We start from the raw sequence: 23,339 nt of genomic DNA, 5'->3' as shown, positions 1-23,339 counted from the left end.
CTCGTATTCTGTCGAGAATGTAGCCGTGACGAGGAGTTCGAGCGACAGTAGCGACACGCCCACCGCGAGCGAGCGCCTCCGAAGCGCGCTCGCTCGTCGATTCGGCATCGACACGCGCGCGCTCGCCGCCTACCGAATCGCGCTCGGACTCCTCCTGATTATCGACCTGCTCCTCCGTTCGCGGGACCTGCGCGCCCACTACACCGACTTCGGGGTCCTGCCGCGAACCGCGCTCAGCCAACACTTGCAGAACCTCTCGGTTCACGCAATTTCGGGCGAGGCGTGGGTACAGGCGCTCCTCTTCGTTCTCGCGGGCCTCGTCGCGGCCGCGCTGACAGTCGGCTACCGGACGAGACTCGCCACACTCGTCTCGGCGCTCCTGCTCGTCTCGCTCCACGCTCGCAATCCGCTCGTGCTGAACGGTGGCGACCTCCTCCTCCGGCGACTCCTCTTCTGGAGTATCCTCCTGCCGCTCGGCGAGCGATGGTCGGTGGACGCGCTCCGAGCGGTCGAGGACGGTGACGACGAACCCAGAGCGCGAGTGTCGAACGCGGCGACCGCAATCCTCCTCTTGCAGGTGCTGGCGGTCTACGCGACCAACGCCGTCGTCAAACTCCGCGGCGACCTCTGGGTGAACGGCGAGGCAATTCGGTACGTGTTCAGCCTCGGCCAGTTTACGGTGTTCCTCGGCGACTATCTGGCGAACTATCCGCAACTGCTCGAACTGTTCGACCGCATCTGGCTCGGGTTGCTCGTCTCGTCGTTCCTCCTGATTGCGCTGACGGGATGGGCACGGGCAGCGTACGCCTCGCTGTTCGTCGGGATGCACTTCGGCATGCTCCTCACAATGCGACTGGGTCTCTTCCCACTGATTTCGATTGCGAGCATCCTTCCCTTCATGCCGCCCGTCTTCTGGGACGCGCTGGAGTCGCACGCACCGGATGGTCTCCGGCGGCGACTCGCGGCAGGCCGCGACAGACTCAACGGGATGCTTCCCGACCTGCGAGGACGAGGGCCGAACGTTCCACCCGCTCTCTGGCAGTGGAAAGGGCGTTTCGCGTCGGTCGTCACGACCGGCTTGCTGGTGGGACTCCTTCTCTGGAACTCGGTTGCGCTCGGATACGTGGACGCCCCCGGCGGCGAGGACGCGGTGGTCAATCCAGTCGAGCATCGCTGGGACATGTTCGCGCCCAGTCCGCCCCGGACCGACGGTTGGTACGTCGTCCCCGGCCAACTCGAATCGGGCGAGCGAGTCGATGCCTTCGACCGCGAACCCGTTTCGTGGGACCAACCTGACGACATCTCAGCGGAGTACCCCAACGCCCGCTGGCGAAAGTACTTGACGAACCTCCGGTGGCGCGACTCCCAACAGCACGACCGCTTCGCTGGCTATCTCTGTCGGCGCTGGAACAGCAACCACGACGACGACCTCGAATCGGTGACGGTGTACTTCATGGCACAACCGACGCGTCTGGACGGGCCGGAACCAATTCGCAAGGAGAAGTTAGGAAACTGGTCGTGTTGAGTGGGAAGTGAATAAAAACCCGCTTAGGCGTCCTGCTCGGCGACTTCCTCTCGCAAAGTCAGCATCTCCGCGACGCGCTCGGCGTGGGCGTTGTGTTGGTGAATCGACTCGTCGTTGCTCTGTTTCATCGTCACGACTGCGTCGTCCGGCAGGTCCGGGAACTCGGTGACGACGCCCTCGGCCATGTCGCGCACGCAGTCTTCGACGAACTTCGCGTTCGCGTGCGCCTCGAAGGTCATGTGGTCCTCGTCGGGGCGCTTGGCGAGGTTGTAGATGCGCGCGCTCATCGAGTCGCGGGCGACTTCGATGAGGTCTCGCAAATCGACTTCCGGCGCGCCCTTGCTCTCGACGGTAAGGGTGGCGTGGCCGCGCTGGGAGTGGCCCGCCTGCGGAACTTCCCGCAGGAATTCCGAGACTTCGGCGTCGCCGACGCCTAACTCTTCCAGTTTGTCGCGGGCCGTCTGGCTCATCATGCCCTGCGAGCAGGGACAGACCGTCATGCCCGTAACTTTCACGCCCAACTCCTCGCGGGTGCCATCGTCGGTGGCCGTCGCCCCTGCGACGATGTCTACGGTCGCCTGCGTCGGGCGCTCGCTCTCGGGCGTCTCGTCTTTCAGCATGTACTCCGCTTCCATGCTGACCTCCGCCTTAGAGGTGTACTCGTGTTTCTCCAGCAGTCGCTCGGCAACCTCGCCACACACGTCCTCGACGCGGTAGGTCGGTTCCGACACTGCGTCTTCCAGCGTCTCGTCTACGACCTCCATGTTTCGGCTCATGTCCGCGCCCTTGCGCCAACTCGGGAGGTCTACTAGCACGTCGAACTCCGCGGTCAACACGATAGGTCGCTTCTCAGGTCGTGCGATTTCGACCAGTTTCGTCACGCCGGTCACACCGACGCGATTCAGGCCCACCGTCACGTCGGGTTCGGAAGCCTGTACGTCCGGCAGTTGTCCATCCATTATCGGTTCGTAGCAAGTCCGCAGGATTAGTGCCTTCGGTTTCGGCAACGACGGCGACGCTCAGTCGAGGTCTGTCGCTCGTCAATCCAGTTTTCCGAGCGCTTGGAAGAAGTCGCTCGACGGCTCTGCGACACGCGCGGGGTCGTCGGTCGGTTCGACGGTGACGGTCTCTGGCGTCTCGAATCGCTCGCGGGTGCTGTCGGCGCTGACGAAGCCGTGGTCCGCGCCCTCGGCCCGAATCTCGACGGTGCTGTCTGCGGAGACGACCAGCGGCGGCATCGACTCGGCCGCACACATCTCCGTCACGACGAACGTGTCGGTTTCGGGGTGTACCAGTGGCCCGCCCTCGCTGAGATTGTAGGCGGTGCTCCCGGTCGGCGTCGAGACGAGGACGCCGTCGGCGTGCCCGTCGGCGTAGCAGTGACCGTCCACGAATACTTCGTAGTCGATACCGTTGCCGTGGCCGCGCTGGGCACCTTGGACGACGACTTCGTTCAGTGCCGGGGGCATCGTCCAGTCGCCGTCGCCCGCGGCGCGCAGTCGGGGAACCTCGCGGGCGAGGATGTCGCCCGTGTTTCCGAAGTAATCGACGACCGCTTCGACCGTCTCGACCGCGTCTTCTGGCCTTACGCCGTTCAGGAAGCCGACTTCGCCGAGATTCACGCCGAGTATCGGCGTCGCGCCCGCGCCGCGGGCCGCGAAGAGGAAAGTGCCGTCGCCGCCGATAGAGACGACGAGGTCGCAAGTGTGCATCTCGCCGACCGGAATCCCTTCGACTTCTGGGTCGAGTTCCGCGCCGTTCGCCAGCGACTCGGCGGTCGCCGTGTCCAGACGCAGTTCGACCGACTCCGGGAGCGTCTCCCGAATCTGTGCGGCCAGTTCGGCGGCCTTGGCGTTCCCCTTCTGGGCGACGATGCCGACTCTCATCGTTCCTCGTTCTCGCCCGCTGGGCAAAAAACCCAGCGAGTAACATTCAAATGGCGGCCCTTCGAGACGTTGCACATGACCAGTTGCGCTCGGCCGAGGAGGTGGCCCCCGTGACGGACGACGACGATTGGTTCGAGCGCGCGCTCAACGAAGACGAGGAGGCGGCGAACGACGAAGAGACGGCGAACGTCGCGGACCAAGACGACGCGTCAGCGGACGCAGACGTGACGAGCGACGACGCCGACGAAGACGAGTCGCCCGACTTCGCAGACGCCGACGCGAGTCCCAATACCAACTCGGACCCCGCTCCCGACCCGGACGCAGGGTTCGATCACGACGCGGCGGCCGAGGAGTTCGCGGGTCTTGACCAGTCCGACTCGGAGGACGCCGCGGGCGGGTTCGCCGACGCAGACCCGTACGAGGGTCCCGACGAGGACGACGACCTCTTCGAAGACGACTTCGCTAGCGCGTTCGAGAACGCCCCCGGCGGCGGTGGCGGGTTCGGTGGTGGCGGAGGCACCGACGGCGGCGGATTCGGCGGCGATTCGGGCGACGACTTCGGCATGGGTGGCGGCGACGGCGGCGCGGAGTTCGGTATGGGTGGCGGTTTCGGCGACCGCGGCGGTGACGGCGGTGCGCCATTCCAAGAGGAGTTCGCCGAGGACGAGGAGTTCGAGTCGTCCATCCCGCGTATCGACGTCGGCATCGAGGGCCTCGACAGTATGATTCAAGGTGGCGTTCCCGAGCGAACGCTGATGACTACCATCGGCTCTGCGGGGACGGGGAAGACCACCTTCGGACTACAGTTTCTCCACGAAGCACTCGAACGGGGCGAGAGCGCGGTGTACATCACGCTCGAAGAGAGTCACGACCGCATCCTCAACTCCGCGACAGAGAAGGGCTGGGAGTTCGACGAGTACGAGGAGAACGACCAACTCGCCATCATCGACTTGGACCCCATCGAGATGGCGAACAGTCTCACCTCGATTCGCAACGACCTGCCGCGACTCGTGGAGGATTTCGGTGCCACTCGCCTCGTGCTGGACTCCGTGTCGCTGTTGGAGATGATGTACGACAACCAAGCCGTGCGCCGGAACGAGGTGTACGACTTTACGAAGAGTCTGAAGGAAGCGGGCGTGACGACGATGCTCACCAGCGAAGCCAGCGAGGGCAACCCATACGCCTCCCGTCACGGCATCATCGAGTACCTCGTGGACGCGGTGTTCGTCCTGCGGTACATCCGGTCTAGCGACGACTTCCGGGAGACCCGATTGGCCGTCGAGATTCAGAAGATTCGGGACGCGAACCACTCGCGGGAGATAAAGCCCTATTCGATTACGAACGAGGGCATCAGCGTCTACCGGCAGGCGAATATCTTCTGAACCGACCCTTTTTAGACTCGGGTGCGCTGAGGGCCAGAGGCCCTCGCGCACCACTCGTCCAAAAAACGTCGATGAAAAAAGGGACACGGAGAAATCTGCGCGCACCGCGCACAGATCTCTCCGCGTCTGTGGACGCTGGTACGTCTACTGCACGCTGGTACGACGACCGCAGGTGAAAGGTCGGCTTTGGCGTGGACCCGGCCATCTGTCTGCTCGGGCGCAAGTGTGGTAAAAGATAACTCGTAACTTGGCGAACCCTGCGACATGGAGCGTGTCCGACGTGAGCCTCACAACTCTTCCGCGGTACGACAGCGACTTGGCTTCTGAGCAGAGCGGTCACGCGGTGGTGGTCGGCGCGAGCATGGCCGGACTGCTCGCGGCCCGCGTCCTCGCCGACTGGTTCGAGGCGGTGACAATTGTCGAGAAAGACTCACTGCCCGACGAGCCAATTGCGCGATGTGGCGTGCCACAGAGCCACCATCCACACGCGCTCCTCGAAGCCGGGCGAGCGACGTTGGCAGACTTGTTTCCGGGCTACGTCGAAGACCTCGTCTCGGCTGGTGCGGTCGTCACCGACTTCGCGAGCGACGTGCAGTTCTACGCCGACGGAGCATTTCTCGCTCACGGGCCAGTTCGAATGGAGACACCCTCTGCGACTCGGCCCCTCATCGAACAGGTGACACGGGAACACCTCTCGAAACTCGACGCCGTCGAGACGCGCGACGACTGCCAGTTCACCGACTACCTGCTCGACGACGCTGGGACGACGGTCGAAGGCGTACGAATCCGCGAGAACGGGACAGCGACCGAACTTCCCGCCGAGTTAGTGGTCGATGCGACCGGCCGGGCTAGTCGGACTCCGAAGTGGCTCTCGAACCACGGTTACACCCCGCCAGAAGTCGAGGAGGTTCACATCGACGTCGCCTACAGCACCACGTACATCGAGCGACCACCCGACGACCGACGGACGTTTCTGGTGCCGCCGTCGCCACCTATCACCCGCGGCGGCATGGTCGCGCCTGTCGAAGGCAATCGCTGGGTCGTGAACATGAATGGAATCCACGGCGACGACCCGCCGACGGACTTTGCTGGCTTCTCGGAGTTCGCGGGCACCTTACCGACACCCGAGGTGAAACGCCTACTCGACGGGCACCCGTTCGCCGCGGCAGACATCGAACACTACCCGTTCCCGTCGAATCGACGGAACCGCTACGAGGGTCTCGACCGATTTCCAGACGGCCTACTCGTCGTCGGCGACGCCATCGCTAGCTACAATCCGGTGTACGCGCAGGGCATCTCAGTGGCCGCACTCGAAGCCCTCGTACTCCATCAGACGCTGGCCGAGGACGGCAGCGAGAACTTCGCGCTTCGCTTCTTCGACCGCGCCGGAGCGGTCGTGGACGAAGCGTGGTTGTTGGCAGTCGGCAGTGACTTCAGATTCCCGCAGACGACCGGTCCCAAACCTCGTGGCACTGACCTCGTCGGTCGGTATCTCTCTCGGTTGACCCACAAGGCACACACCGACGGGGCACTCTCCGACGCGTTCGTCCGCGTGATGACGATGGAGCGACCGCCAACCTCGCTGTTTCGGCCCGGCATCGCGTGGCGCGTGCTCAAGCCAGCGGGGTGAACGGAGCCAGTGAGAACCGCCAGATTTAGGCGGTCCAACCGAGGCCATTCGACAGATGAGTTTACGAAGCGCGGTGGCCGCCCCGTTCCAGCAGAAGGGCAAAGAGCGGATGCCCAAGAGCGAGTACGTCGTCGCGCTCTCGCTGGACCGCGACTGGTTCTCGCCCGACCAAGCCGAACGGCTCATCGACGTGGCGAGCGGCCAAGGCCTGCTGGACCACGAGGACGGCGACGTGGTGACGACGTTCGACCCCGGCGAAGTAGAGATTCCCGAGGAGTTCGTCCCGGACGAGACCATCTTGCAGGAGCAATCGACCTTCGAGAAGGTGCTGGACAAGGTGGTCTCTGCGGGCACCGAGAAACAGACCGCAGTCGCCGAAATCAACGACTTGCAGAACCGACTCGGCGTCACTATCGAGGCCGCCGCAGTGGTCTACGCCCGCAGAGACGACATCGACGTGAGCGCGGAGGCCGCCGAGGCCCGCGAGGAACTGAAAGACCAGAGCTAATCCCCCTCCCTCCATACTTGGGGTATGGTCGAGAATCGAACCACCGACGGAAAGCGAATCGCGCAACTGCTCTCCTCGGAGGTGGACGGCCGCGAGGACTCCGGACTCGCCGCGCTGGCCGTCACCGACGCCGACCCGGACGTGGAGCCGAGCGCGGACGGAGAGTTGGCGTACAGAATCACCTACGTAGATAGCGACGACGTTCTCGCAGACGTGTTCGTCCACGACGAGCGCGTCCGCATCGAGTTCCGCGAGGGAATCGACGCGGCGGCCGAAACTGCCAGTGAGGGCGACCTGCGCGTCAGACCGAAAGCAGTCGAACCACCGAGAACACTGGTCTTCGTAGAAGACGGCGGCGAAGTCAAGCGCGCCGTCGATGCTCTCGTGGCCGCCTTAGAAGTCGGCGACGACGCGCGGTAGGTCTGCACGGAGCGTCTCGCGCTGGACGTGCGCGTCGGCGCTCGAAACGGGGTCCGGACCCCCGTCGAAGAGGACCTGCACCGTTCTGAGTCCTGCGGCGTTCCCGCCGGCTACGTCCATCTCCGGGTCGTCGCCGACGTAGACCGCTCGCTCCGGAGCGACGCCGAGGTCCGAGAGGACCGCTCCGAACGCGCGCTCGTCTGGCTTCGCGGCCGGAAGTTCGCCGGTCACTGCGGCCACGTGGAACTGCTCGACCCAATCGAACACTTCGAGTTTGCTCCGCTGGGCGAGTCGTGGGCCGTTGGTCAGTAGGCCGATTCGGTACTCTTCGCGGAGTTCGGTGAGGAGTTTCGGGACACCCTCGACGGCGAAGAGCGCGTCTACGATGGTCTCTCTGTACGCCGTGGCGAGTTCCTCCGGGTCGGTGTCGTCGTCCTCCGGAAGTGCTTGGGCGAACAGCGGCCCGCGCGTCTCGTCGGTGTGCGTGCTCCGATGAGCATCGCGGTAGGCCTCCAACGTGAGACCTTGGACGCCGCCGACCGTCTCGGTGGCGTCCGCGAGCAGTTCCTCGCGGGGACGGTCCGGCACGGCGAGCGTGTTGTCGAAGTCGAAGACGACTGCGCTGACGGGCATTCGACTCAATCTTCGCAGAGCGAGACCTTGAAACCGACGGCAAAGAAAACATCCTTGCCACCTCGTCGGGAACTGCCGGTATGACCGCGACCTTCTTCGACCGGTTGGGCGAGCGCATCCGCTCGGCCGACAGCGTTCTCTCGGTCGGACTCTCCCCCGACCTCGGTCGTCTACCCGACGCCGTCGCCGATTATGACTATCCGAGACGAGCGTTCAACCGCCGCATCATCGACGCGACCCACGACCACGTTGCGGCCTACACCGCGAATCTGGCGAGCTACGAGGATTCTGCGGGGTGGATTTCGCTCGCGGAGACAGTCGCCTACGCCGAGGGCAAGGGCGTTCCTGTCGTGCTTGACGGCAAGCGGGCGGACATCGGTAACACCTCGGAACAGTACGCGAAAGCACTCGATTCCGCAGATGCGGTGACGGTGAACCCCTACTTAGGCGAAGACGCACTCGCGCCGTTCTTCGACCGCGAGGAGCGAGGCGTCTTCGTCACCTGTCGGACGCCGAACTCGGGCGCGAGAAATATTCAGGGGCGCGAACTCGCGTCCGGAGAGACTGTGGCCGAGCGAGTGGCGGAGATGGTCGAGAAGTGGGCGGACGACGCCGCGGCCGACGTGGGCCTGCTCGTCGGAGGAGACAGCGAGACGGTCGAAATACTCCGCGAACAAGTCGAACTCCCATTCCTCGTGGTCGGCGGCGCGCGCAACGACCCCGAAGTGGCCGAATACGCACTGGCCGACGGGGTCGGCTTAGTCGATGCGAGTCGGGAAGTCATCTACGCCAGCGAGAGTGTCGGTGCGAACCGTGGTTACAGCCGCGACGACGACGCCTTCGCGGCCCCCGCCCGGCAGGCCGCTCGGCGACTCAAGCGCCAACTGAACCGGTATCGGTAGCGAGTCGCGTCGTCAGCGCAGTACGTCCTCGTCGTCGAGGTCCGGTTGCGTGGGTTGGTCCGTCTGCGGGCGCTGGCCGCCCTGAATCGTGGACGCACACTGCTCGCAAAGGTCTGTCTCCTCGTTCCAGTGTCGCTCGCAGGCGAGCGTCCCACAGTTCGGACAGGAGTGTTTTGCTTCTCGCTGTTCACAGATTTGGCAGAGACCAGTGACGCTCATAGGTACAGAAAGTACGGGCCGGACGTGCTTTACTCTGTGGACTACACGAGTTCGTTCTCACCCGTCGTCCCCGTGCACCCCTTCCAGAACCCCATCCCTTTTTCCCGATTCGAGAAAACCCCACTTCTAATGACTCTCGACCCGGTCCACTTCGACGGCATCGCCGGACTGGCAGACCACATCGACTACGACGCCGAGGACCGCGACCACCGGGAGTTGGCCGAGGAGGCGTGGGAGCGACTGGACCCGCTGTGGAACGCGGACAACGAAACCGTTCTCGAACCGATAGACGAGTTGGGACGACGCTGTGTCGGCGTCGAAGACATCGCGCTCGTGGAAGACGAGTTCTCGGTCACGCACGGTCTCGACTCCGGGACGCTCAACCCGAAGGTGTTCAAGAACGGCCTCGTCCTGGACGTTGCCCACGCCGCGATGAGTGCCTCTCCGTCTGACCTCAGCCTGCACGACTGCCGGACCGTGGTGAAGGCGGTCCACTCCAACGACAACAGCGAGAAGTTCCAGACTCCATGGGAACCGTACAACGAAGGGAGCGAGCGCCGCATCGTCCACACCGACCTCCCACGAAGTCAGTACGAGGAGGACGCGGTTCACGCCCTCGCGCTCTACCTCGCGGAGAGTCACCACGCACTGGAGAACGCCGACAGGGTGTCTGACTTCCTCTTGCTCGACGGCCCGATTTACCCGAAAGGCGTCCTGCGCTGGAACTACCGGAGTTCCGCGCTCGCGGACCTCTTCGAGGAGTCGCCCCACGTCAACCGAATCTTGGAGAACTACGTCGAACTGGTCGAGCGATTCCACGAGCGGGAGGTCCCGATGGCCGGATTCGTCAAGAACGTCTCCACGAAGTCGGTCGTTCGCACGCTCAAGCAGAAAGGCGACTTCGGGCCGGTGCCGTGGGCCCACGACGCAGCACTGTTCTCCCAGGTTCTCGAACGTCGCGAGGACGACGGCAACGGTGGCTACGACCGACTGACCGACAAACTCACGCTGACGAACTGGTTCGTTTCGCGCGCTGGCGCGGACACCTTCTTCGTGGACGAGGGCGAGGACTACGTGGATTTGGAACTCGAAACGGAGCAGTATCGCGTGACGTTCTGCTTCGTCTACGACCCGCGTCGGGACCTCATTTTCAAAATCGAAGCCCCCTACGCGGTAACCGACGACGAAGAAACCCGGCGGAAAATCGAGCGCCAACTCTGCAAGGAAGTCGCGGCGCGGCGCGGGCCGCCGCTCTCCATCTCGAAGGCCGACAGTCTCGCTGCAATCGACCGCGGGAGCGGTGACTCGCTCATCAAAGCCTTCGAAGACTCGCTGGATACCGAACTGGACGAGAACTACGACACGGTTCGGTGGGGTCGCGGCTACTGACCGAAACCCCTACTGCGATTCGGCGGCTTCCAGTTCCTCTTTCTCGACGGTTATCTCCACGTCGTCGGCGTCGATGCCGATGCGGGCGAACTGCGTGCGAATGTGTTCGCGGGCGGCCGTCTCGGCCTGTTCGCGGGTGTCGAACCCGCGGGGCATCGGCGACTCGAAGGCGACGTTGACCTCCTCGCCGTCCACGTTCTGGACCGTGCCGCCACTCTCGACCGCGTAGAATTCGTCGCAGACCCAGACGTACGGCGCGTCCTCGTCGGGTGCGCCCTTGAATCGTGGCGCGCGCTCCCCACGCTCGTACAGCGTCCCCGTCAACGCGGTTCCCCCTGCTTCGCCACGGATGAGTAGCATAGCACGAGGTACGACGCGGGCGCGTAAAAGGGGAGTGTCTGACTACAGTGCCGATTCGACTGCATCGAGAAGCACCGGACACGATGACTCCGCTGCCGTCCCGACGAAACACTCGTCCCACGACTCGATGGCGACGTCGGCCTCCGTAGCGAACAACTCGCCCGCTCGCTGTTCTTCGGGGTCTGGGTAGAATGTTACCATTCCGTCGAGGAGTCCCCGCGACAGAAGCCCCCAATGGACGCACGGAGACCAACTCTCGACGACGCGTTTGCACTGTGATTCGAGTTCGGTTCGAATCGCTTTCGACGTAGCCAGTCGGTTCTCGTCTCGTTTCACGTCGTGTCCGATGACGAACCCGACGGTCGATTGCTCGACTGAGTGGCCGGTCTCTGCGACCACCGGTTCTCCATCGTATCGAACGCCCTCGTCACGCCGGGCGACGTAGAGGTCGTCGAGCATCGGAACGTACGTGACTGCGAGTATCGGGTCGTCGTCTTCGAGTACGGTCGCGGCGGTTGCGAACGACGATATTCCAGCGGTGAAGTTGTTCGTCCCGTCGAGCGGGTCGATTATCCACCGATAGGAACTGTCGCCCGGATGGTCGCCCGACTCCTCGGCGTAGACGTGGTGGTCCGGAAACGCGTCCAGGACGGTGTCGAGCATGCGTCGCTCGGACTCCCGGTCCGCGCGGGCCTTCACGTCGTGTGCCGTGTACTCGCCGTCGCGGTCGTCTGCCCGAAACGCCTCTCTAAGGTACGCACCACCATCTCGGCACGCCTTCACGGCGGCGTTCTCGACGTGGTCGAGGTCGGTCATCGGACGAATCTTCTCGCCAACTTGCCATTTAGGTGTCGGAACGCGAGGAGGAAGACTGACAAAGGACCCTCACAATGGGCGAAAACAATGAGTGATCTCGGCGATTTCACCGGTTCCGGCGGGGACGGCGACCCGAACGATTCTGCTGGGTCTGAGACGGCCGCCACTGAGACCGGATCCCCTGACTCCGAAACAACCGAAAGGAACGAAGTCGGTGACTTCGAAACCGGCGCGTCGGGTGCCAGTAGCTCCGACGACGACCGATTCGACTCGATGGACGCCGAACCGGTCGGCACCGACCGCGGCGTCGGCACCCTGACCGCCCTCGACGGCCTGCGAATCTGCGAGGAATCGGAAGAAGCGCACCTCCAAGCGTACGTCACCGTCGCCAACCGCGACGGCATCCGCCTCGGGAAGTACCTGCTCGTGCCCTACCCCGACGGCGAGAAACTGTTCTGCCGAATCGCCGCGCTAGAGTACGTCCCCGAATTCCACACCGACGACGCCACCGAGATTCACTCCCGACAGGCGATGCGGAGCGACGGCATCGACGAACGGGACTACAAGTTCATGGCGACGCTGGAACCCGTCGCCGTGCTGTACGAGGACGACGGCGAACTCAAGCGTCGGATGACCGACCGGGTGCCGAAACCGAAGGCGGTCGTTCGCGCGGCCGACGACAAGGAAGAGATCAAAACTGGACTCAAGATGCCGAGCGACGGCGTGTTCCTCGGCCACCTCGCTGTCGGTGGCGAGAAGGTCAAGACCGCCGCCAAACCGCCCACTATCGACTATCGACTCAAAGACGACTACACCGACGGCGACCCGCTCGTCTTCCGGCACACGCTCGTGGCGGGTGGCACTGGCTCGGGGAAGACCCACGGCGCGAAGAACATCCTCCGGCAGTTCTTGGGTGAGGAACGGCGCTACGAGATGGAAGGCGGTGCGGAGCGACGCGCCGCCGTCGTCCAGTTCGACCCGCAGGACGAGTACGCCCAGATGCACGACGACAACCCGGACGTCGGGGCGGACGACGAGCGACGCTGGGAGCGCGAAGGCGTCGCCCACGGGGGCCACGAGGACACCATTGCGTTCGTCCCGAAAGTCGGGGATAGCTCCTACGGCGCGGACCACCACCGCGCCCAGCAGGTCGAGTTCACCATCTCGTTTTCGATGGTTCGGGGCAAGCCGTGGCTCGTCGCGGGGTCGAGTCTGAACGACAACCAGTACGGCGCGTTGACCTTCCTTCTCCGCAGATTCTTCGACCAACGCGGAAACTCGGGGACGTACGAGCAGTTCAAATCGTTCCTCGACGACCCGGCGCTCCGCGAGGAGTTAGACGAGTCCGGGCGCGTCCACGAAGCCACCTTCGACGCCGTGAAGCGCCGCGTGCTATCGATGCCACGCGGCGTCTTCGACCAAGACGCCCGGCCGATTACCGACCAAATCAAGCAGTTCGTTCGCGCGGGCGGACTCACTGTCGTGCCGACGTACCACATCAACGACTCGCGGGCGACAGAAGTGGTCGTGCTGGCGCTCGCCACCCTGCTCGTGGACGAGAAACTGTCGAACAATTCGACGTACGACCGCATCAAGGAGACGCCGCTCGTCGTCGGGATGGACGAGGCGCACAACTTCCTCACGGACGCCGACAACGTGCAGGCGCGCAAGGTCATCTCGAAGTTTACGGAGGCCGCCAAACAGGGCCGCAAAGAGCGACTCGGCCTCTTCCTCATCACGCAGGACCCACAGGACATCGCCGACCCAGTCTTCAAGCAGGTGAACACGACAGTCGTCCTGAATCTGGGCGACGAGGACGCCATCAAGAGCGTCAACATCCCCTCGGAACTTGAGGGGAAGGTGCCTTACATGGAGAAGGGCCAGATGGTCGTCTACTCGCCAGACAACTCAGAACCGGTCGAAGTCGTCGGCCTGCCGAAGTGCGTGACGAAACACGGGCGGGAGTAGGGAGGTTCTCGGGACGCAGTGGACAGAACCTCCAAAATCGAGCGGGGAAACGACCCGCGAGCAGGGCCGTCCCTTCGAAACAACCTCGAATTTCCCTGAATCCTTATAAGAGCTGGTGTGCTACCTCCGCGTATGACCAAACAGATCCTCGTTCCTATCGACGGGTCGCCCCAATCTGACGACGCGCTCGACTACGCGTTGGAGGAGTTCGCGGACGACGACCTCACGCTGCTCCACGTCATCGACCCGTCCGACGCGGGATACAGTACGTCTGTCGGGATGCCCGGCGGTTCCGAGGAGTGGTACGAAGGTGCCAAAGACGAGTCGGAAGCACTGTTCGAGGACGCCCAAGCAGAGGCCGACGAGTACGGCGTCGAGTTCGATACGGCCACGGAAGTCGGCCAACCGTCTCGCACAATCGTGGAGTACGCCGAGGAACACGGCTTCGACCAAATCGTGATGGGAAGCCACGGCCGGTCGGGCATGTCCCGAATCCTGCTCGGTAGCGTCGCCGAGAAGGTGGTCCGGCGCTCGCCAATCCCCGTCACTGTCGTGCGGTAGCGGTGGTTTGCGGAGGCGGTAGCGGTCGCTGTACGGTTGGGGTTGCGGTGCGGTTCGCCGTGCTGTAGTGGTGGCGGAAAACTAGTTATTCTACCGCGAACGAAGGCGGCGCGCAGAGCGCGCCGTCGAAGTGAGCGCGTCCGAGGAACCCTCGGAGGAGCGCCTTTGGCGCGACGGAGAGGGTGACGACGTGATTTTCATGAAAGTTTTGCCAGGGAGTGAGCGCCTTCGGCGCTCACGACCGCAGCAAAAGTTTCATTGGAAGCCAATCCGACCGCCGCGCCGACCCTGCTGAGGTTCGGAGCCGCCGCCCTTGAAGTCTTCCTCGATTTGCTCGTAGTAGTCGAGCAGGTCTTCCGTAATCGTCGGCCGGACGTTCTCCATCGCCGAGCGGAAGTGACGCATCTCGACTTCCGTGGCTTCGTCGTCTTCGCGGAGCGCCTCGATTGCCGCCTCGCGGGCGATGGATTCGAGGTCGCTGCCGACGTAGCCGTCCGAGATCTCGGCGAGTTCGCGGAGGCTCACGTCCGCCGAGAGCGGCGTGTCGTCGGTATGAATCTTCAGGATCTGCTCGCGGCCTTCTTCGTCAGGTTGGCCGATCATGACCAGTCGGTCGAAGCGACCCGAGCGAATCAGTGCGGGGTCTATCATGTCCGGGCGGTTGGTCGCGCCGATGACCATCACGTCGCCCTTCTCTTCTAGGCCGTCGAGTTCCGTCAGGAGTTGGTTGACCACGCGCTCGCTGACGTTGGAGCCGACTTCCTGACTCCGCGAGGGCGCGAGGCTGTCCAACTCGTCGAAGAAGATGACGGTCGGGGAGACCTGTCGCGCCTTGCGGAACGTCTGGCGGATGGCCTTCTCGGACTCGCCGACCCACTTGCTGAGGAGTTGCGGGCCTCTGACCGAGATGAAGTTGGCGTTCGTCTCGTTGGCGACGGCTTTCGCCATCAGGGTCTTCCCCGTGCCGGGCGGGCCGTAGAGCAGGACGCCGCTCGGTGGGTTGATACCCATCCGCTTGAACTTCTGAGGGTCAGACAGCGGCCACTCGACGCTCTCTTTGACCTCCTGTTGGGCCTGTTCGAGACCGCCCACGTCGTCCCACGAAATCTTTGGTAACTCGACCAAGACCTCCCGCATCGCGGAGGGTTCGACCTCGTTGAGCGCGCCGTTGAAGTCCTGGCGCTTGACTATCATCCGGTCGATGAGGCTCGGCGGGATGTCCTCCTCGTCCAAGTCGATTTCCGGGAGGTAACGCCGCAATGCCTTCATCGCGGCTTCCTTCGTCAGGCTCTCGATGTCGGCACCGACGAAGCCGTGGGTGTCGTTTGCCAGCGAGTCGAGCGCCACGTCGTCCGACAGCGGCATGCCACGGGTGTGAATCTGGAGAATCTCCTCGCGGCCCTTCTCGTCGGGGACGCCGATTTCGATTTCGCGGTCGAAGCGGCCGGGACGCCGGAGCGCGGGGTCCACCGAATCGACGCGGTTCGTCGCCGCGATGACGATGACCTGCCCGCGCGATTCGAGGCCGTCCATCATCGTCAGCAACTGGGCGACGACGCGGCGTTCGACTTCGCCGGTCACGTCCTCACGCTTGGGCGCGATGGAGTCCAGTTCGTCGATGAAGATGATGGAGGGCGACTCTTCGGTCGCGTCTTCGAAGATTTCTCTGAGCTGTTGTTCGGACTCGCCGTAGTACTTCGAGATAATCTCCGGGCCAGCGATAGAGAAGAAACTGGCAGAAGTTTCGTTGGCGACTGCCTTGGCGAGCAAGGTCTTACCCGTACCGGGCGGGCCGTGAAGCAGAACCCCTTGCGGCGGTTCGATACCCAGTTTCTTGAAAATCTGGGGATGCTTCATCGGCAACTCGACCATCTCGCGGACGCGCTGAATCTCGCTTTCGAGACCGCCGATGTCCTCGTAGGTGATGCCGCCGCCGGTCTTCTCGTAGCCCGAAATCGGCTCTTCGCGCAGTTCGACTTCGGTGTCCTCGGTGATGAGACAGACGCCTTCCGGTTCGGTCTCGACTGCGATGAGCGGAATCGCCTGTCCCGGCGAGCGCATGAACGGGTGGTTCGTGCTGGACATCACCGGCACGATGTCGCGCTCGACCACGGGGCGCTTGAGAATCTGGCGTTTGACCATGCCCGCGGCGTCCGAACCGAACTGGACGCTTGCTTCCTCCGGTGGCGCGAGGACTAGTTTGTCTGCCTTCTCGGCCTCTGCCTTCCGGATTTCGACGCGCTCGCCGATGCCCACGTCGGCGTTCTGGCGCGTGAAGCCGTCGATGCGGACCGTGTCGGTGTTCCAGTCTTGGCGGTCTGCGCGCCACACCTTCGCGGCGGTCGTGTCACTGCCTTCTATCTCGATGATGTCGCCCGGACTGAGCTTCAGATGAAGCAACGTGTCGGGGTCGAGGCGTGCGATACCGCGTCCCGAGTCGTTCGGGTACGCCTTGGCCACCTCTAGTTGAACTTCGTTCATGATTAGGGGATACGGGGATTGGTTGTCGGTGCGCGCCCACGCGGGATAAGTTCTTTGCTACCGGGGGTTTCGACTCCCGAACCGGCAGACTGCGTCGTCACCGATGAGCGCATGCTATGGATTTGCATACGGACTCGCGCTACAAAGCCGTTTGGTGTTGCAATTATACGTTTTGGCTAGACGTTCTGCTTCGGAATTGACTTGAGCGAGATTGTTAAGTGCGGATTGAACATTGTCAGTGTCGTGAATTTCGACGAGGAACCGGCGCGCGGTCGCATCCTCGTGATGCGACCAGTCCGCGCGAGGGATGAGTATCGCAGGCCCGAAAGACGCGACGAGTCGCGTCTTTCGTACCGAGAAACGCAGTCGGGTGGGGAGGGATGTGGCCCGTGCGGTGCTGTGCGGAAATCGCACTAACGTACAGAGACGCAGTAAATCTGGGCGCATTGCGCCCAGATTTTTCTGCGTCGGTTTTTTGGTCCAGATTTTTTGGAGGAGAGGTGGCAAAGCGCGCGAAGCGCGCACAGCCACCCGACGAGAAAAAAGGTGGTCTCACACTCCCGGCACGCTTTTGCCCGCCGCCACCGCCCTACCTCGTATGCGATTGTTGTTCATCCACTCCGACTACCTCGAATTCGAGACGACCACGGAGGCGGGTGAGGACCTCGCCGAGACCGAGGGCGTCCCGATGGAGGGTCGGATGGAAGACTGCGTCACCGTCTTCGTCAGCGTCGAGCGCGAGGACGAGTCGGACCTCGACGCCGTGGTGGAGAACGCTACCGACGAACTGCGGGACGTGGCCGACCAACTCAACACCCGGAACGTCGTCCTCTACCCGTACGCGCACCTGAGCGAAGACCTCGCCGGCCCCGACAGCGCGAAGACCGTCCTCCGGAATCTCGAAAGTGCGCTCGAATCGGAGTTCGAAGTCCTCCGCGCGCCGTTCGGGTGGTACAAAGCCTTCGAGGTGTCCTGCAAGGGCCATCCGCTCTCGGAACTCTCGCGGCACGTCACGCCCGAACGCGAGGAGGAAGGAGAAGCCGAATCACCCGCGCCGAGCGACTGGCAGGTTCTCTTCCCCGATGGTACCCGGAAAGACCCTCTCGACGCCAAGCCAGAGGTGAGCGAGGACCTGCGGGCGTTCATCGCCGACGAAGTAGAGGGCGAAACCGCGATCAAGGGCGAAGAACCGCCGCACGTCGAACTGATGGCGGAGAAGGAACTCGTCGGCTACGACCAACTCAGCGACGTGGGGAACCTGCGGTGGTACCCCCGCGGGAAACTCGTCCGGGACTGCTTGATGGAGTACGTCAACGACCTCGTGGTCGAGTACGGCGGGATGCCCGTCGAGACGCCCATCATGTACGACCTCGGAGTCAGAGCGGTTCGGGAACACAGCGAGAAGTTCGGCGAGCGCCAGTACCGCTTCGACTCGGGCGACCGCCGGATGATGCTCCGGTTCGCGGCCTGTTTCGGCCAGTTCTCCATCATGCGGGACATGCACATCTCGGTGAACGACTTGCCGCTCAGGATTTACGAGATGTCCACCTACTCGTTCCGCCGCGAGCAGAAGGGCGAGGTGATGGGCCTCAAGCGCCAGCGGGCGTTCACGATGCCGGACATGCACACCGCGACGGAGGACATCGCGCAGGCCCGCGAGGAACTGGAACGCCAAGCGAAGCTCTCGATGCAGACGAGCGACGATCTCGGCGTCAAGTACGTTCCCGCACTCCGCGTGACCCAAAACTTCCACGACGACAACGAAGGCTGGATAGAATCGCTCGTTTCGGACCTCGACGTGCCAGTTTTACTCGAAATCCTCCCAGAGCGCCACCACTACTGGTCTGCGAAAATCGACTTCGCCGCCATCGACGGACTCGGCCGCCCCATCGAGAACCCGACGGTGCAAATCGACGTCGAGAGCGCCGAGCGATTCGATATCACCTACAGCGATGGAGAAGAGCAACGCCATCCGCCGATTCTACACTACTCGCCCTCGGGGGGCATCGAACGCGTCGTGGCCGCCTTGCTCGAAAAAGCCGCGAAACAAGATGCGCCCCGACTGCCGACGTGGCTCTCGCCCACGCAGGTCCGATTCGTGCCGGTCGGCGAGGAGCATATCGAGTTCTGCGACGACTTGGTGTCCGAACTCGAATTGGCGGAGATTCGCGCAGACGTAGACGACCGCGACGAATCGGTCGGCAAGCGAATCGCCAAGGCAGAGACCGACTGGGTGCCCTACTACGCGGTGGTCGGCGACCGCGAAATAGAGGGAGAGACGCTGAAGGTCAACGTTCGCGGTGAGGACGACGAGCGAGAGATGGCCCTCGATACCTTGCAGAGTGAAATCGAGGAAGACGTGGGCGAGTTGCCGAAGAAGAAACGGTATCTACCGAAGTACGTGAGCAAGCATCCGCACTTTACTGGGCGGTAGTCGAAGGTCGAGTGCTCGTTCTTTCGTATTCGAATCCGTGGCCCAGGCCCACACACCACACTTTGAATATTCCCTATACGAATAAAATCGTGTCTGTTTAATACCTCAGACTAATACATCTGCGTAGATGCCTTCACTCGACTACGAACCGATTAGCTACGGCGAACTATCCGAGGAGAAGCGCCCGACGCTTCGGCAGGCGTTCGTTCCACTCCTCGGTGTCGTCGCGTTCCTCAGCGTCGGTTCCGGCTACCTCAAACTCGCGCCACACGGGCCGCTCCTCTGGAGCATCGCCCTCGCAGGTATCGTCGGCAAGTACTGGATCGGCCTCTCGTGGGAGGACCTGTACGACGGGATGGCCGACAGCCTCATGATGGGTCTACAGGCGATTCTCATCCTGTTCGTCATCTACGCGCTCATCTCGACGTGGATAAGCGCGGGCACGATACCGGGGCTGATGTACTACGGACTGTCAGTCCTGACTCCCTCGGTGTTCCTACCAGCCACGGCACTGCTCGCGGCGGCAGTCGCGTTCTCCATCGGGTCGTCGTGGACCACGGCGGGGACGCTCGGTGTCGCCTTCATCGGCATCGGGTCCGGTCTCGGCATACCCGAACCGATGACCGCGGGCGCGATTCTGACCGGCGCGTACGCTGGCGACAAGCAGTCGCCGCTCTCCGACACCACGAACCTCGCGGCGGCGGTCACGAACACCGACCTCTACGACCACATCCGAGCGATGCGCAACGGAACGGTTCTCGCGCTCGGTCTCTCGGTCGTACTGTACGGGTACCTCGGACTGCGCGTTGCGGGGGGTGCGCCGACCGGCCGAGTCGCCGAGATTCAGAGCGCGCTCGCTGGCACGTACAATCTAAGCCTGCTCGTCTTCCTGCCGTTGGTCGTCACCTTCGGACTCGCACTCTACGGCTACCCCGCGCTTCCGACGCTCGTCGCCGGCGTCTTCGCGGGAACGTTCACGACGACGCTCGTGCAAGGGAAATCCTTCACCGCCGCGTGGGAGATTTTCCTGAACGGAACCGCGCCGGAGACGGGCACTCAGATGGTCACCGACCTGCTGGCCAGCGGCGGTCTCTCCGGGTCCGCGTGGACGATTTCGGTCGTCGTGGCCGCGCTCGCGCTTGGCGGTTTGCTCGAAGGGATGGGCATTCTCGCAGTGCTGTCTCACAGCCTCGCGAAGAGCATTCGAAGCAAGTCGAGTCTCGTCGTGAGTACCGGCGCGTCGGCGTTCCTCGTGAACTTGTTCTCCGCTCAGCAGTACATGAGCATCGTCGTTCCCGGCATGTCGCTCCGGAGTCTCTACGACGACTACGACCTCGATAGTTCGAACCTCTCGCGGGCCGTCGAAGCCGCGGGAACCCCGACGGGCGCGCTCATCCCGTGGCACGCTGGCGCGGTCTACATGTCCGGCGTCTTCGGCGTGGCGACGCTGGAGTACGCGCCGTACTACTTCTTCGCGTTCCTCTCGCCAGCAATCCTGTTCGTTATGGGGCTGACTGGTCGCGGTATCACGGCGAAGGACGCCGCTGGCGGAGAGATGGCGAATGCGACAGTCGGGGACGACTGAGAGTCGAGTAGAGCGAATGCGGCTTACTTCTTCTGAGCGCCGGTCCCCGCACGGTCCATGCCCGCCAAATCGATTTCACCGTTCGGCATCGGCACGCCCTCGTAGTCGTCTTCGGCGAGGAGAAGCGCCCCGTCCACGTCTGCGTAGTCGAGCAGCGGCGCGAACTGCGCGGACGCCGCGATGGCGGCGTTCGTCTCGACCATGCACCCGAGCATGACTTCGAGGCCGTGCGCGCGGGCGGCGTGGACCATCCGCTTGGCTTCCAGCAGACCGCCGCACTTCATGAGTTTCAGGTTAGCGATGTCCGCGATTTCGGCGACCTCCGGAATGTCGCTGAGTGTGATGCAGGACTCGTCGGCCGCAATCGGCAGTGCGGCGCGTTCGCGGACGAACCGCATTCCCTCCGGATTCCCGGCTTCGACGGGTTGCTCGACGAACTCCACGCCCAGCTCCTCCAACTGGTCGATTTTGCGAACCGCTTCGCGGGGCGACCACGCTTCGTTGGCATCCACGCGAATCGTCGCGTCGGGGGCGTTCTCCCGGACTGTTTCGACTATCTCTTCGTCGCGGTCGGTCCCGACCTTGACTTTGAGGATTCCATACCCCTCCTCAACGGCGTCCTGCGTTTTCTCGGCGATTCGCTCCTTCGTGTCGATGCCGATAGTGAACGACGTTTCGAGGGTCTGCTCGGGGTCGAGTCCCCAGTAGCGATACAGCGGCACGCCGAGTTGCTTGCAGGCCAAGTCGTGGAGCGCGATGCTGACCGCGGTTCTTGCGGCCGGGTTGCGCTCGATAGTCTCGTGCATTCGGCGCTCGATTCGTTCGAGTTGGTGGGGGTCGCCGACTTCTTCGACCACCTTCAGAAGATCTGGCATCACAGTCTCGACGGTTGCCGCAGTCTCGCCGTAATGCGAAGAGGGCGCGGCCGCACCCACGCCCGTGTTGCCCTCGTCGTCGCTGATTCGCACGACGACGTTCTCCGCAGTCTCTTGCGTACCGCGCGAGATAGTGAAGGCGTTTTCGAGCGGCAGACTGAGACGCTCGAACGCCGTGTCGAGGCTCATAGTATCTCCTCCAACACGGCGTCCGCGTCGAAACGAACGGGGTCAGTTGCGGCCACGCCGAGTTCGTCTTCGAACTGCTCGACCTCTCGTCTTGCTGCTTCGTCGCTCTCGACGTGCATGGTGTTCAGCGCACCCGCAACGACTTCGGTCTCGTGAACTGGTTCGGCGAGGTCCTCGTACAGCGAGACGTACTCCGGAATTGGCGGCAGGTCGAAGCTCTCGTAGCCGTGAACCGCCTCGCGGGTCGCCTCGTGACAGAGGACGAGTTTGTCGGCCATCGACCCGTGGAGGATGCCGCAGGTCACCGCGGAGTAGGCTGGGTGAACGATGCTCCCCTGTCCCTCCACGAAGAGGTAGTCGTGGTCGTCGCCCTTCTCCAGAATCATCTCCTCGACTGCGCCCGCGGTGAAGTCCGAGACCACGCGGTCGATGGGGTTGCCCCACCCGGAAATCATGATGCCGGTCTGGCCTGTCGGGATGAATGCGGCGTCTGCACCTCGCTCGTTGGCGGCCTCGACCAGTTCGAGCGTTGCCGTCATCTTCCCGACCGAGCAGTCGGTGCCGACGGTGAGGATAATTTCGGCGTCCACTTCGCTGGCGACACCTTGGGCGACCGTCAAGTCGTCGTGGGGCTTGCGCACGTCCCAGAGTTCGCAGTCGTTCGCCGCAGCGAGTTCCGCGAACTCCTCGTCTTCTTCGAGGAAGTAGTGCAGGCCCGAAATCACGTCACACCCGCGTTCGAGCGCGTTGGTCACGTCCGAGCGCCACGACTCGTCGAAACCACCGCCGATAGGCGCGATACCGATGACGAGGGCATCGACTTCGGAAACGTCGGCCATCTCGGCGACGATAGGAGCGTCCTGCACGTCCGGGACGAAGTCAGCAACTCTCTTTCCGGCGTTGTCTCGGTCGAGGACTGCCTCGATTTCGTAGTCGGCGTACCGAAGCAGTCCGACGGCCGTCTTCGCCCGGTCCGGGAACTTCTCGTGTGCGAGTACCGCGACGTTCATACCTATGCAGTCGTCGGAGTGTGGTAAAAAGAGCCACGATGGCGGAAACGATTCGCCAGTCGTCTGAACTGTCGCTCAGAGTCGTTCGTCGGCAGTAGTCCACTGCTTCCACCGGCGACGAATCGGGGCAGTAATCGGTCTGTGCCAGCCTCGCTGGAGTCCGAACCGCGGTCGAACGCTCGCCCAAATCGTCGTCGTCGCCAGCAAGAGACGGCTCACGAGCAGCGTCACGCAGACGTTGAAGAAGACGACGAAGCGCAGGTCGGTCGTGAACAGCGCGACGAACAGTGCCGTCGCAAACGCTCGAATACCGAGCGTCACCACTCCCGCGGTCGCAAGCGCGGTGAGCAGTGCGCGGGTCCACCCGTAGTCTCGTCGCATGTCTCCGTTGGCGAAGTGGACGGGCGAGTACGCGACGAAGAGTTCTCTCGGCGACCGGTACTGGACGCTCGGTCGCAGGCTAGTCGGCAGTACTCGCTTCCCGTAACAGTGTGCTAGTGACTCAGCATCGTTCCCAGCACGCGCGGCCATACGATAGACGACAACGTTTCTGCCCTTCAAGATTC

21 protein-coding genes are annotated in these 23,339 nt (G+C 63.3%); 11 read left to right on the top strand and 10 right to left on the bottom strand.

The genetic code is table 11. The features are described 5' to 3' along the window. The first annotated feature begins 25 nt into the window (after positions 1–25). Positions 26–1,525, top strand: a complete 1,500-nt coding sequence (locus tag F7R90_RS03265; RefSeq protein WP_192498383.1) for an HTTM domain-containing protein — start codon at positions 26–28, stop codon at positions 1,523–1,525. 23 nt (positions 1,526–1,548) lie between these two features. On the opposite strand, the gene mptA is transcribed toward F7R90_RS03265, so the two are convergent. Continuing rightward, a complete protein-coding gene (gene mptA, locus F7R90_RS03260) occupies positions 1,549–2,484 on the bottom strand; it encodes a GTP cyclohydrolase MptA (RefSeq protein WP_158055853.1) in 936 nt (311 codons plus the stop codon). 81 nt (positions 2,485–2,565) lie between these two features. Continuing rightward, on the bottom strand, positions 2,566–3,411 hold the full coding sequence (locus F7R90_RS03255; RefSeq protein WP_158055852.1) for an NAD(+)/NADH kinase: 846 nt from the start codon (positions 3,409–3,411) through the stop codon (positions 2,566–2,568). A 50-nt stretch (positions 3,412–3,461) separates the two neighbouring features. Here F7R90_RS03255 and F7R90_RS03250 point away from each other — a divergent pair, with 50 nt between their 5' ends. From F7R90_RS03250 to F7R90_RS03235, 4 genes are all read left to right on the top strand, one after another. After that, positions 3,462–4,793 (top strand): KaiC domain-containing protein, encoded by a 1,332-nt coding sequence (locus F7R90_RS03250; protein ID WP_158055851.1) that lies wholly within the window; start codon positions 3,462–3,464, stop codon positions 4,791–4,793. A gap of 280 nt (positions 4,794–5,073) precedes the next feature. After that, complete coding sequence (locus F7R90_RS03245) at positions 5,074–6,423, top strand: FAD-dependent oxidoreductase (protein ID WP_158055850.1); 1,350 nt, start codon at positions 5,074–5,076, stop codon at positions 6,421–6,423. A gap of 55 nt (positions 6,424–6,478) precedes the next feature. Then, positions 6,479–6,931, top strand: a complete 453-nt coding sequence (locus F7R90_RS03240) for a DUF2240 family protein (protein ID WP_158055849.1) — start codon at positions 6,479–6,481, stop codon at positions 6,929–6,931. 24 nt (positions 6,932–6,955) lie between these two features. Next, positions 6,956–7,351, top strand: a complete 396-nt coding sequence (locus F7R90_RS03235; RefSeq protein ID WP_158055848.1) for a hypothetical protein — start codon at positions 6,956–6,958, stop codon at positions 7,349–7,351. Here the strand turns inward: F7R90_RS03235 and F7R90_RS03230 are convergent. Beyond that, positions 7,325–7,984, bottom strand: coding sequence for an HAD family hydrolase (locus F7R90_RS03230; protein ID WP_158055847.1), 660 nt, complete (start codon positions 7,982–7,984; stop codon positions 7,325–7,327). The genes F7R90_RS03235 and F7R90_RS03230 overlap by 27 nt on opposite strands. Positions 7,985–8,064: 80 nt before the next feature. Between F7R90_RS03230 and pyrF the strand changes: the two genes are divergently transcribed. Then, a complete protein-coding gene (gene pyrF, locus F7R90_RS03225) occupies positions 8,065–8,886 on the top strand; it encodes an orotidine-5'-phosphate decarboxylase (protein ID WP_158055846.1) in 822 nt (273 codons plus the stop codon). Between the two features lie 12 nt (positions 8,887–8,898). Here pyrF and F7R90_RS03220 read toward each other — a convergent pair whose 3' ends face one another. After that, a complete protein-coding gene (locus tag F7R90_RS03220) occupies positions 8,899–9,105 on the bottom strand; it encodes an eL43 family ribosomal protein (protein WP_158055845.1) in 207 nt (68 codons plus the stop codon). Between the two features lie 129 nt (positions 9,106–9,234). Between F7R90_RS03220 and F7R90_RS03215 the strand changes: the two genes are divergently transcribed. Next, on the top strand, positions 9,235–10,494 hold the full coding sequence (locus tag F7R90_RS03215; RefSeq protein ID WP_158055844.1) for a DNA double-strand break repair nuclease NurA: 1,260 nt from the start codon (positions 9,235–9,237) through the stop codon (positions 10,492–10,494). A gap of 9 nt (positions 10,495–10,503) precedes the next feature. Here F7R90_RS03215 and F7R90_RS03210 read toward each other — a convergent pair whose 3' ends face one another. Continuing rightward, positions 10,504–10,854, bottom strand: a complete 351-nt coding sequence (locus F7R90_RS03210; RefSeq protein WP_158055843.1) for a DUF7113 family protein — start codon at positions 10,852–10,854, stop codon at positions 10,504–10,506. Positions 10,855–10,896: 42 nt separating this feature from the next. Further along, the gene (locus F7R90_RS03205; RefSeq protein WP_158055842.1) at positions 10,897–11,670 is read right to left on the bottom strand and encodes an inositol monophosphatase family protein; all 774 of its coding nucleotides are present in this window, start codon (positions 11,668–11,670) and stop codon (positions 10,897–10,899) included. An 87-nt stretch (positions 11,671–11,757) separates the two neighbouring features. Between F7R90_RS03205 and F7R90_RS03200 the strand changes: the two genes are divergently transcribed. Both F7R90_RS03200 and F7R90_RS03195 read left to right on the top strand, forming a co-directional pair. Further along, positions 11,758–13,638 (top strand): ATP-binding protein, encoded by a 1,881-nt coding sequence (locus tag F7R90_RS03200; protein WP_158055841.1) that lies wholly within the window; start codon positions 11,758–11,760, stop codon positions 13,636–13,638. A gap of 132 nt (positions 13,639–13,770) precedes the next feature. Then, positions 13,771–14,199, top strand: coding sequence for a universal stress protein (locus tag F7R90_RS03195; RefSeq protein ID WP_158055840.1), 429 nt, complete (start codon positions 13,771–13,773; stop codon positions 14,197–14,199). Positions 14,200–14,454: 255 nt separating this feature from the next. On the opposite strand, the gene F7R90_RS03190 is transcribed toward F7R90_RS03195, so the two are convergent. Continuing rightward, positions 14,455–16,680, bottom strand: coding sequence for a CDC48 family AAA ATPase (locus F7R90_RS03190; RefSeq protein WP_158055839.1), 2,226 nt, complete (start codon positions 16,678–16,680; stop codon positions 14,455–14,457). A gap of 598 nt (positions 16,681–17,278) precedes the next feature. Here F7R90_RS03190 and F7R90_RS03185 point away from each other — a divergent pair. Together F7R90_RS03185 and arcD are read left to right on the top strand one after the other, a co-directional pair. Beyond that, positions 17,279–19,114 carry a threonine--tRNA ligase gene (locus F7R90_RS03185; protein WP_158055838.1) on the top strand — a complete coding sequence of 612 codons (1,836 nt, stop codon included), beginning with the start codon at positions 17,279–17,281 and terminating at the stop codon, positions 19,112–19,114. Positions 19,115–19,241: 127 nt separating this feature from the next. Continuing rightward, positions 19,242–20,699 (top strand): arginine/ornithine antiporter ArcD, encoded by a 1,458-nt coding sequence (arcD, locus tag F7R90_RS03180; protein WP_158055837.1) that lies wholly within the window; start codon positions 19,242–19,244, stop codon positions 20,697–20,699. Between the two features lie 23 nt (positions 20,700–20,722). Here the strand turns inward: arcD and F7R90_RS03175 are convergent, their stop codons facing one another. The 3 genes from F7R90_RS03175 to F7R90_RS03165 all read right to left on the bottom strand — a co-directional run bounded on the left by F7R90_RS03175 (position 20,723) and on the right by F7R90_RS03165 (position 23,304). Further along, complete coding sequence (locus tag F7R90_RS03175; protein ID WP_158055836.1) at positions 20,723–21,763, bottom strand: dipeptide epimerase; 1,041 nt, start codon at positions 21,761–21,763, stop codon at positions 20,723–20,725. Then, positions 21,760–22,773, bottom strand: a complete 1,014-nt coding sequence (locus F7R90_RS03170) for a DUF1611 domain-containing protein (RefSeq protein WP_158055835.1) — start codon at positions 22,771–22,773, stop codon at positions 21,760–21,762. The genes F7R90_RS03175 and F7R90_RS03170 overlap by 4 nt, the downstream gene beginning before the upstream one ends. A 75-nt stretch (positions 22,774–22,848) precedes the next feature. Continuing rightward, positions 22,849–23,304, bottom strand: a complete 456-nt coding sequence (locus F7R90_RS03165; protein WP_158055834.1) for a hypothetical protein — start codon at positions 23,302–23,304, stop codon at positions 22,849–22,851. Positions 23,305–23,339: the final 35 nt, after the last annotated feature.

It is taken from the genome of Halorussus halophilus (genome assembly GCF_008831545.1).
Classification (GTDB): Archaea; Halobacteriota; Halobacteria; order Halobacteriales; family Haladaptataceae; genus Halorussus; species Halorussus halophilus.
The sequence above is the reverse complement of the archived record's forward strand: the minus strand, read 5'-3'. Positions and strand labels throughout refer to the sequence as shown.

What these genes read in the sequence shown, in the direction of transcription:
- F7R90_RS03230 (WP_158055847.1), bottom strand. Translation starts at nt 7,984, where the DNA reads ATGCCCGTCAGCGCAGTCGTCTTCGACTTCGACAACACGCTCGCCGTG.
- F7R90_RS03195 (WP_158055840.1), top strand. Translation starts at nt 13,771, where the DNA reads ATGACCAAACAGATCCTCGTTCCTATCGACGGGTCGCCCCAATCTGAC.
- F7R90_RS03250 (WP_158055851.1), top strand. Translation starts at nt 3,462, where the DNA reads ATGGCGGCCCTTCGAGACGTTGCACATGACCAGTTGCGCTCGGCCGAG.
- mptA (WP_158055853.1), bottom strand. Translation starts at nt 2,484, where the DNA reads ATGGATGGACAACTGCCGGACGTACAGGCTTCCGAACCCGACGTGACG.
- F7R90_RS03235 (WP_158055848.1), top strand. Translation starts at nt 6,956, where the DNA reads ATGGTCGAGAATCGAACCACCGACGGAAAGCGAATCGCGCAACTGCTC.
- F7R90_RS03205 (WP_158055842.1), bottom strand. Translation starts at nt 11,670, where the DNA reads ATGACCGACCTCGACCACGTCGAGAACGCCGCCGTGAAGGCGTGCCGA.
- F7R90_RS03175 (WP_158055836.1), bottom strand. Translation starts at nt 21,763, where the DNA reads ATGAGCCTCGACACGGCGTTCGAGCGTCTCAGTCTGCCGCTCGAAAAC.
- F7R90_RS03255 (WP_158055852.1), bottom strand. Translation starts at nt 3,411, where the DNA reads ATGAGAGTCGGCATCGTCGCCCAGAAGGGGAACGCCAAGGCCGCCGAA.
- F7R90_RS03215 (WP_158055844.1), top strand. Translation starts at nt 9,235, where the DNA reads ATGACTCTCGACCCGGTCCACTTCGACGGCATCGCCGGACTGGCAGAC.
- F7R90_RS03240 (WP_158055849.1), top strand. Translation starts at nt 6,479, where the DNA reads ATGAGTTTACGAAGCGCGGTGGCCGCCCCGTTCCAGCAGAAGGGCAAA.
- F7R90_RS03210 (WP_158055843.1), bottom strand. Translation starts at nt 10,854, where the DNA reads ATGCTACTCATCCGTGGCGAAGCAGGGGGAACCGCGTTGACGGGGACG.
- F7R90_RS03165 (WP_158055834.1), bottom strand. Translation starts at nt 23,304, where the DNA reads ATGGCCGCGCGTGCTGGGAACGATGCTGAGTCACTAGCACACTGTTAC.
- F7R90_RS03185 (WP_158055838.1), top strand. Translation starts at nt 17,279, where the DNA reads ATGCGATTGTTGTTCATCCACTCCGACTACCTCGAATTCGAGACGACC.
- F7R90_RS03190 (WP_158055839.1), bottom strand. Translation starts at nt 16,680, where the DNA reads ATGAACGAAGTTCAACTAGAGGTGGCCAAGGCGTACCCGAACGACTCG.
- arcD (WP_158055837.1), top strand. Translation starts at nt 19,242, where the DNA reads ATGCCTTCACTCGACTACGAACCGATTAGCTACGGCGAACTATCCGAG.
- pyrF (WP_158055846.1), top strand. Translation starts at nt 8,065, where the DNA reads ATGACCGCGACCTTCTTCGACCGGTTGGGCGAGCGCATCCGCTCGGCC.
- F7R90_RS03200 (WP_158055841.1), top strand. Translation starts at nt 11,758, where the DNA reads ATGAGTGATCTCGGCGATTTCACCGGTTCCGGCGGGGACGGCGACCCG.
- F7R90_RS03220 (WP_158055845.1), bottom strand. Translation starts at nt 9,105, where the DNA reads ATGAGCGTCACTGGTCTCTGCCAAATCTGTGAACAGCGAGAAGCAAAA.
- F7R90_RS03170 (WP_158055835.1), bottom strand. Translation starts at nt 22,773, where the DNA reads ATGAACGTCGCGGTACTCGCACACGAGAAGTTCCCGGACCGGGCGAAG.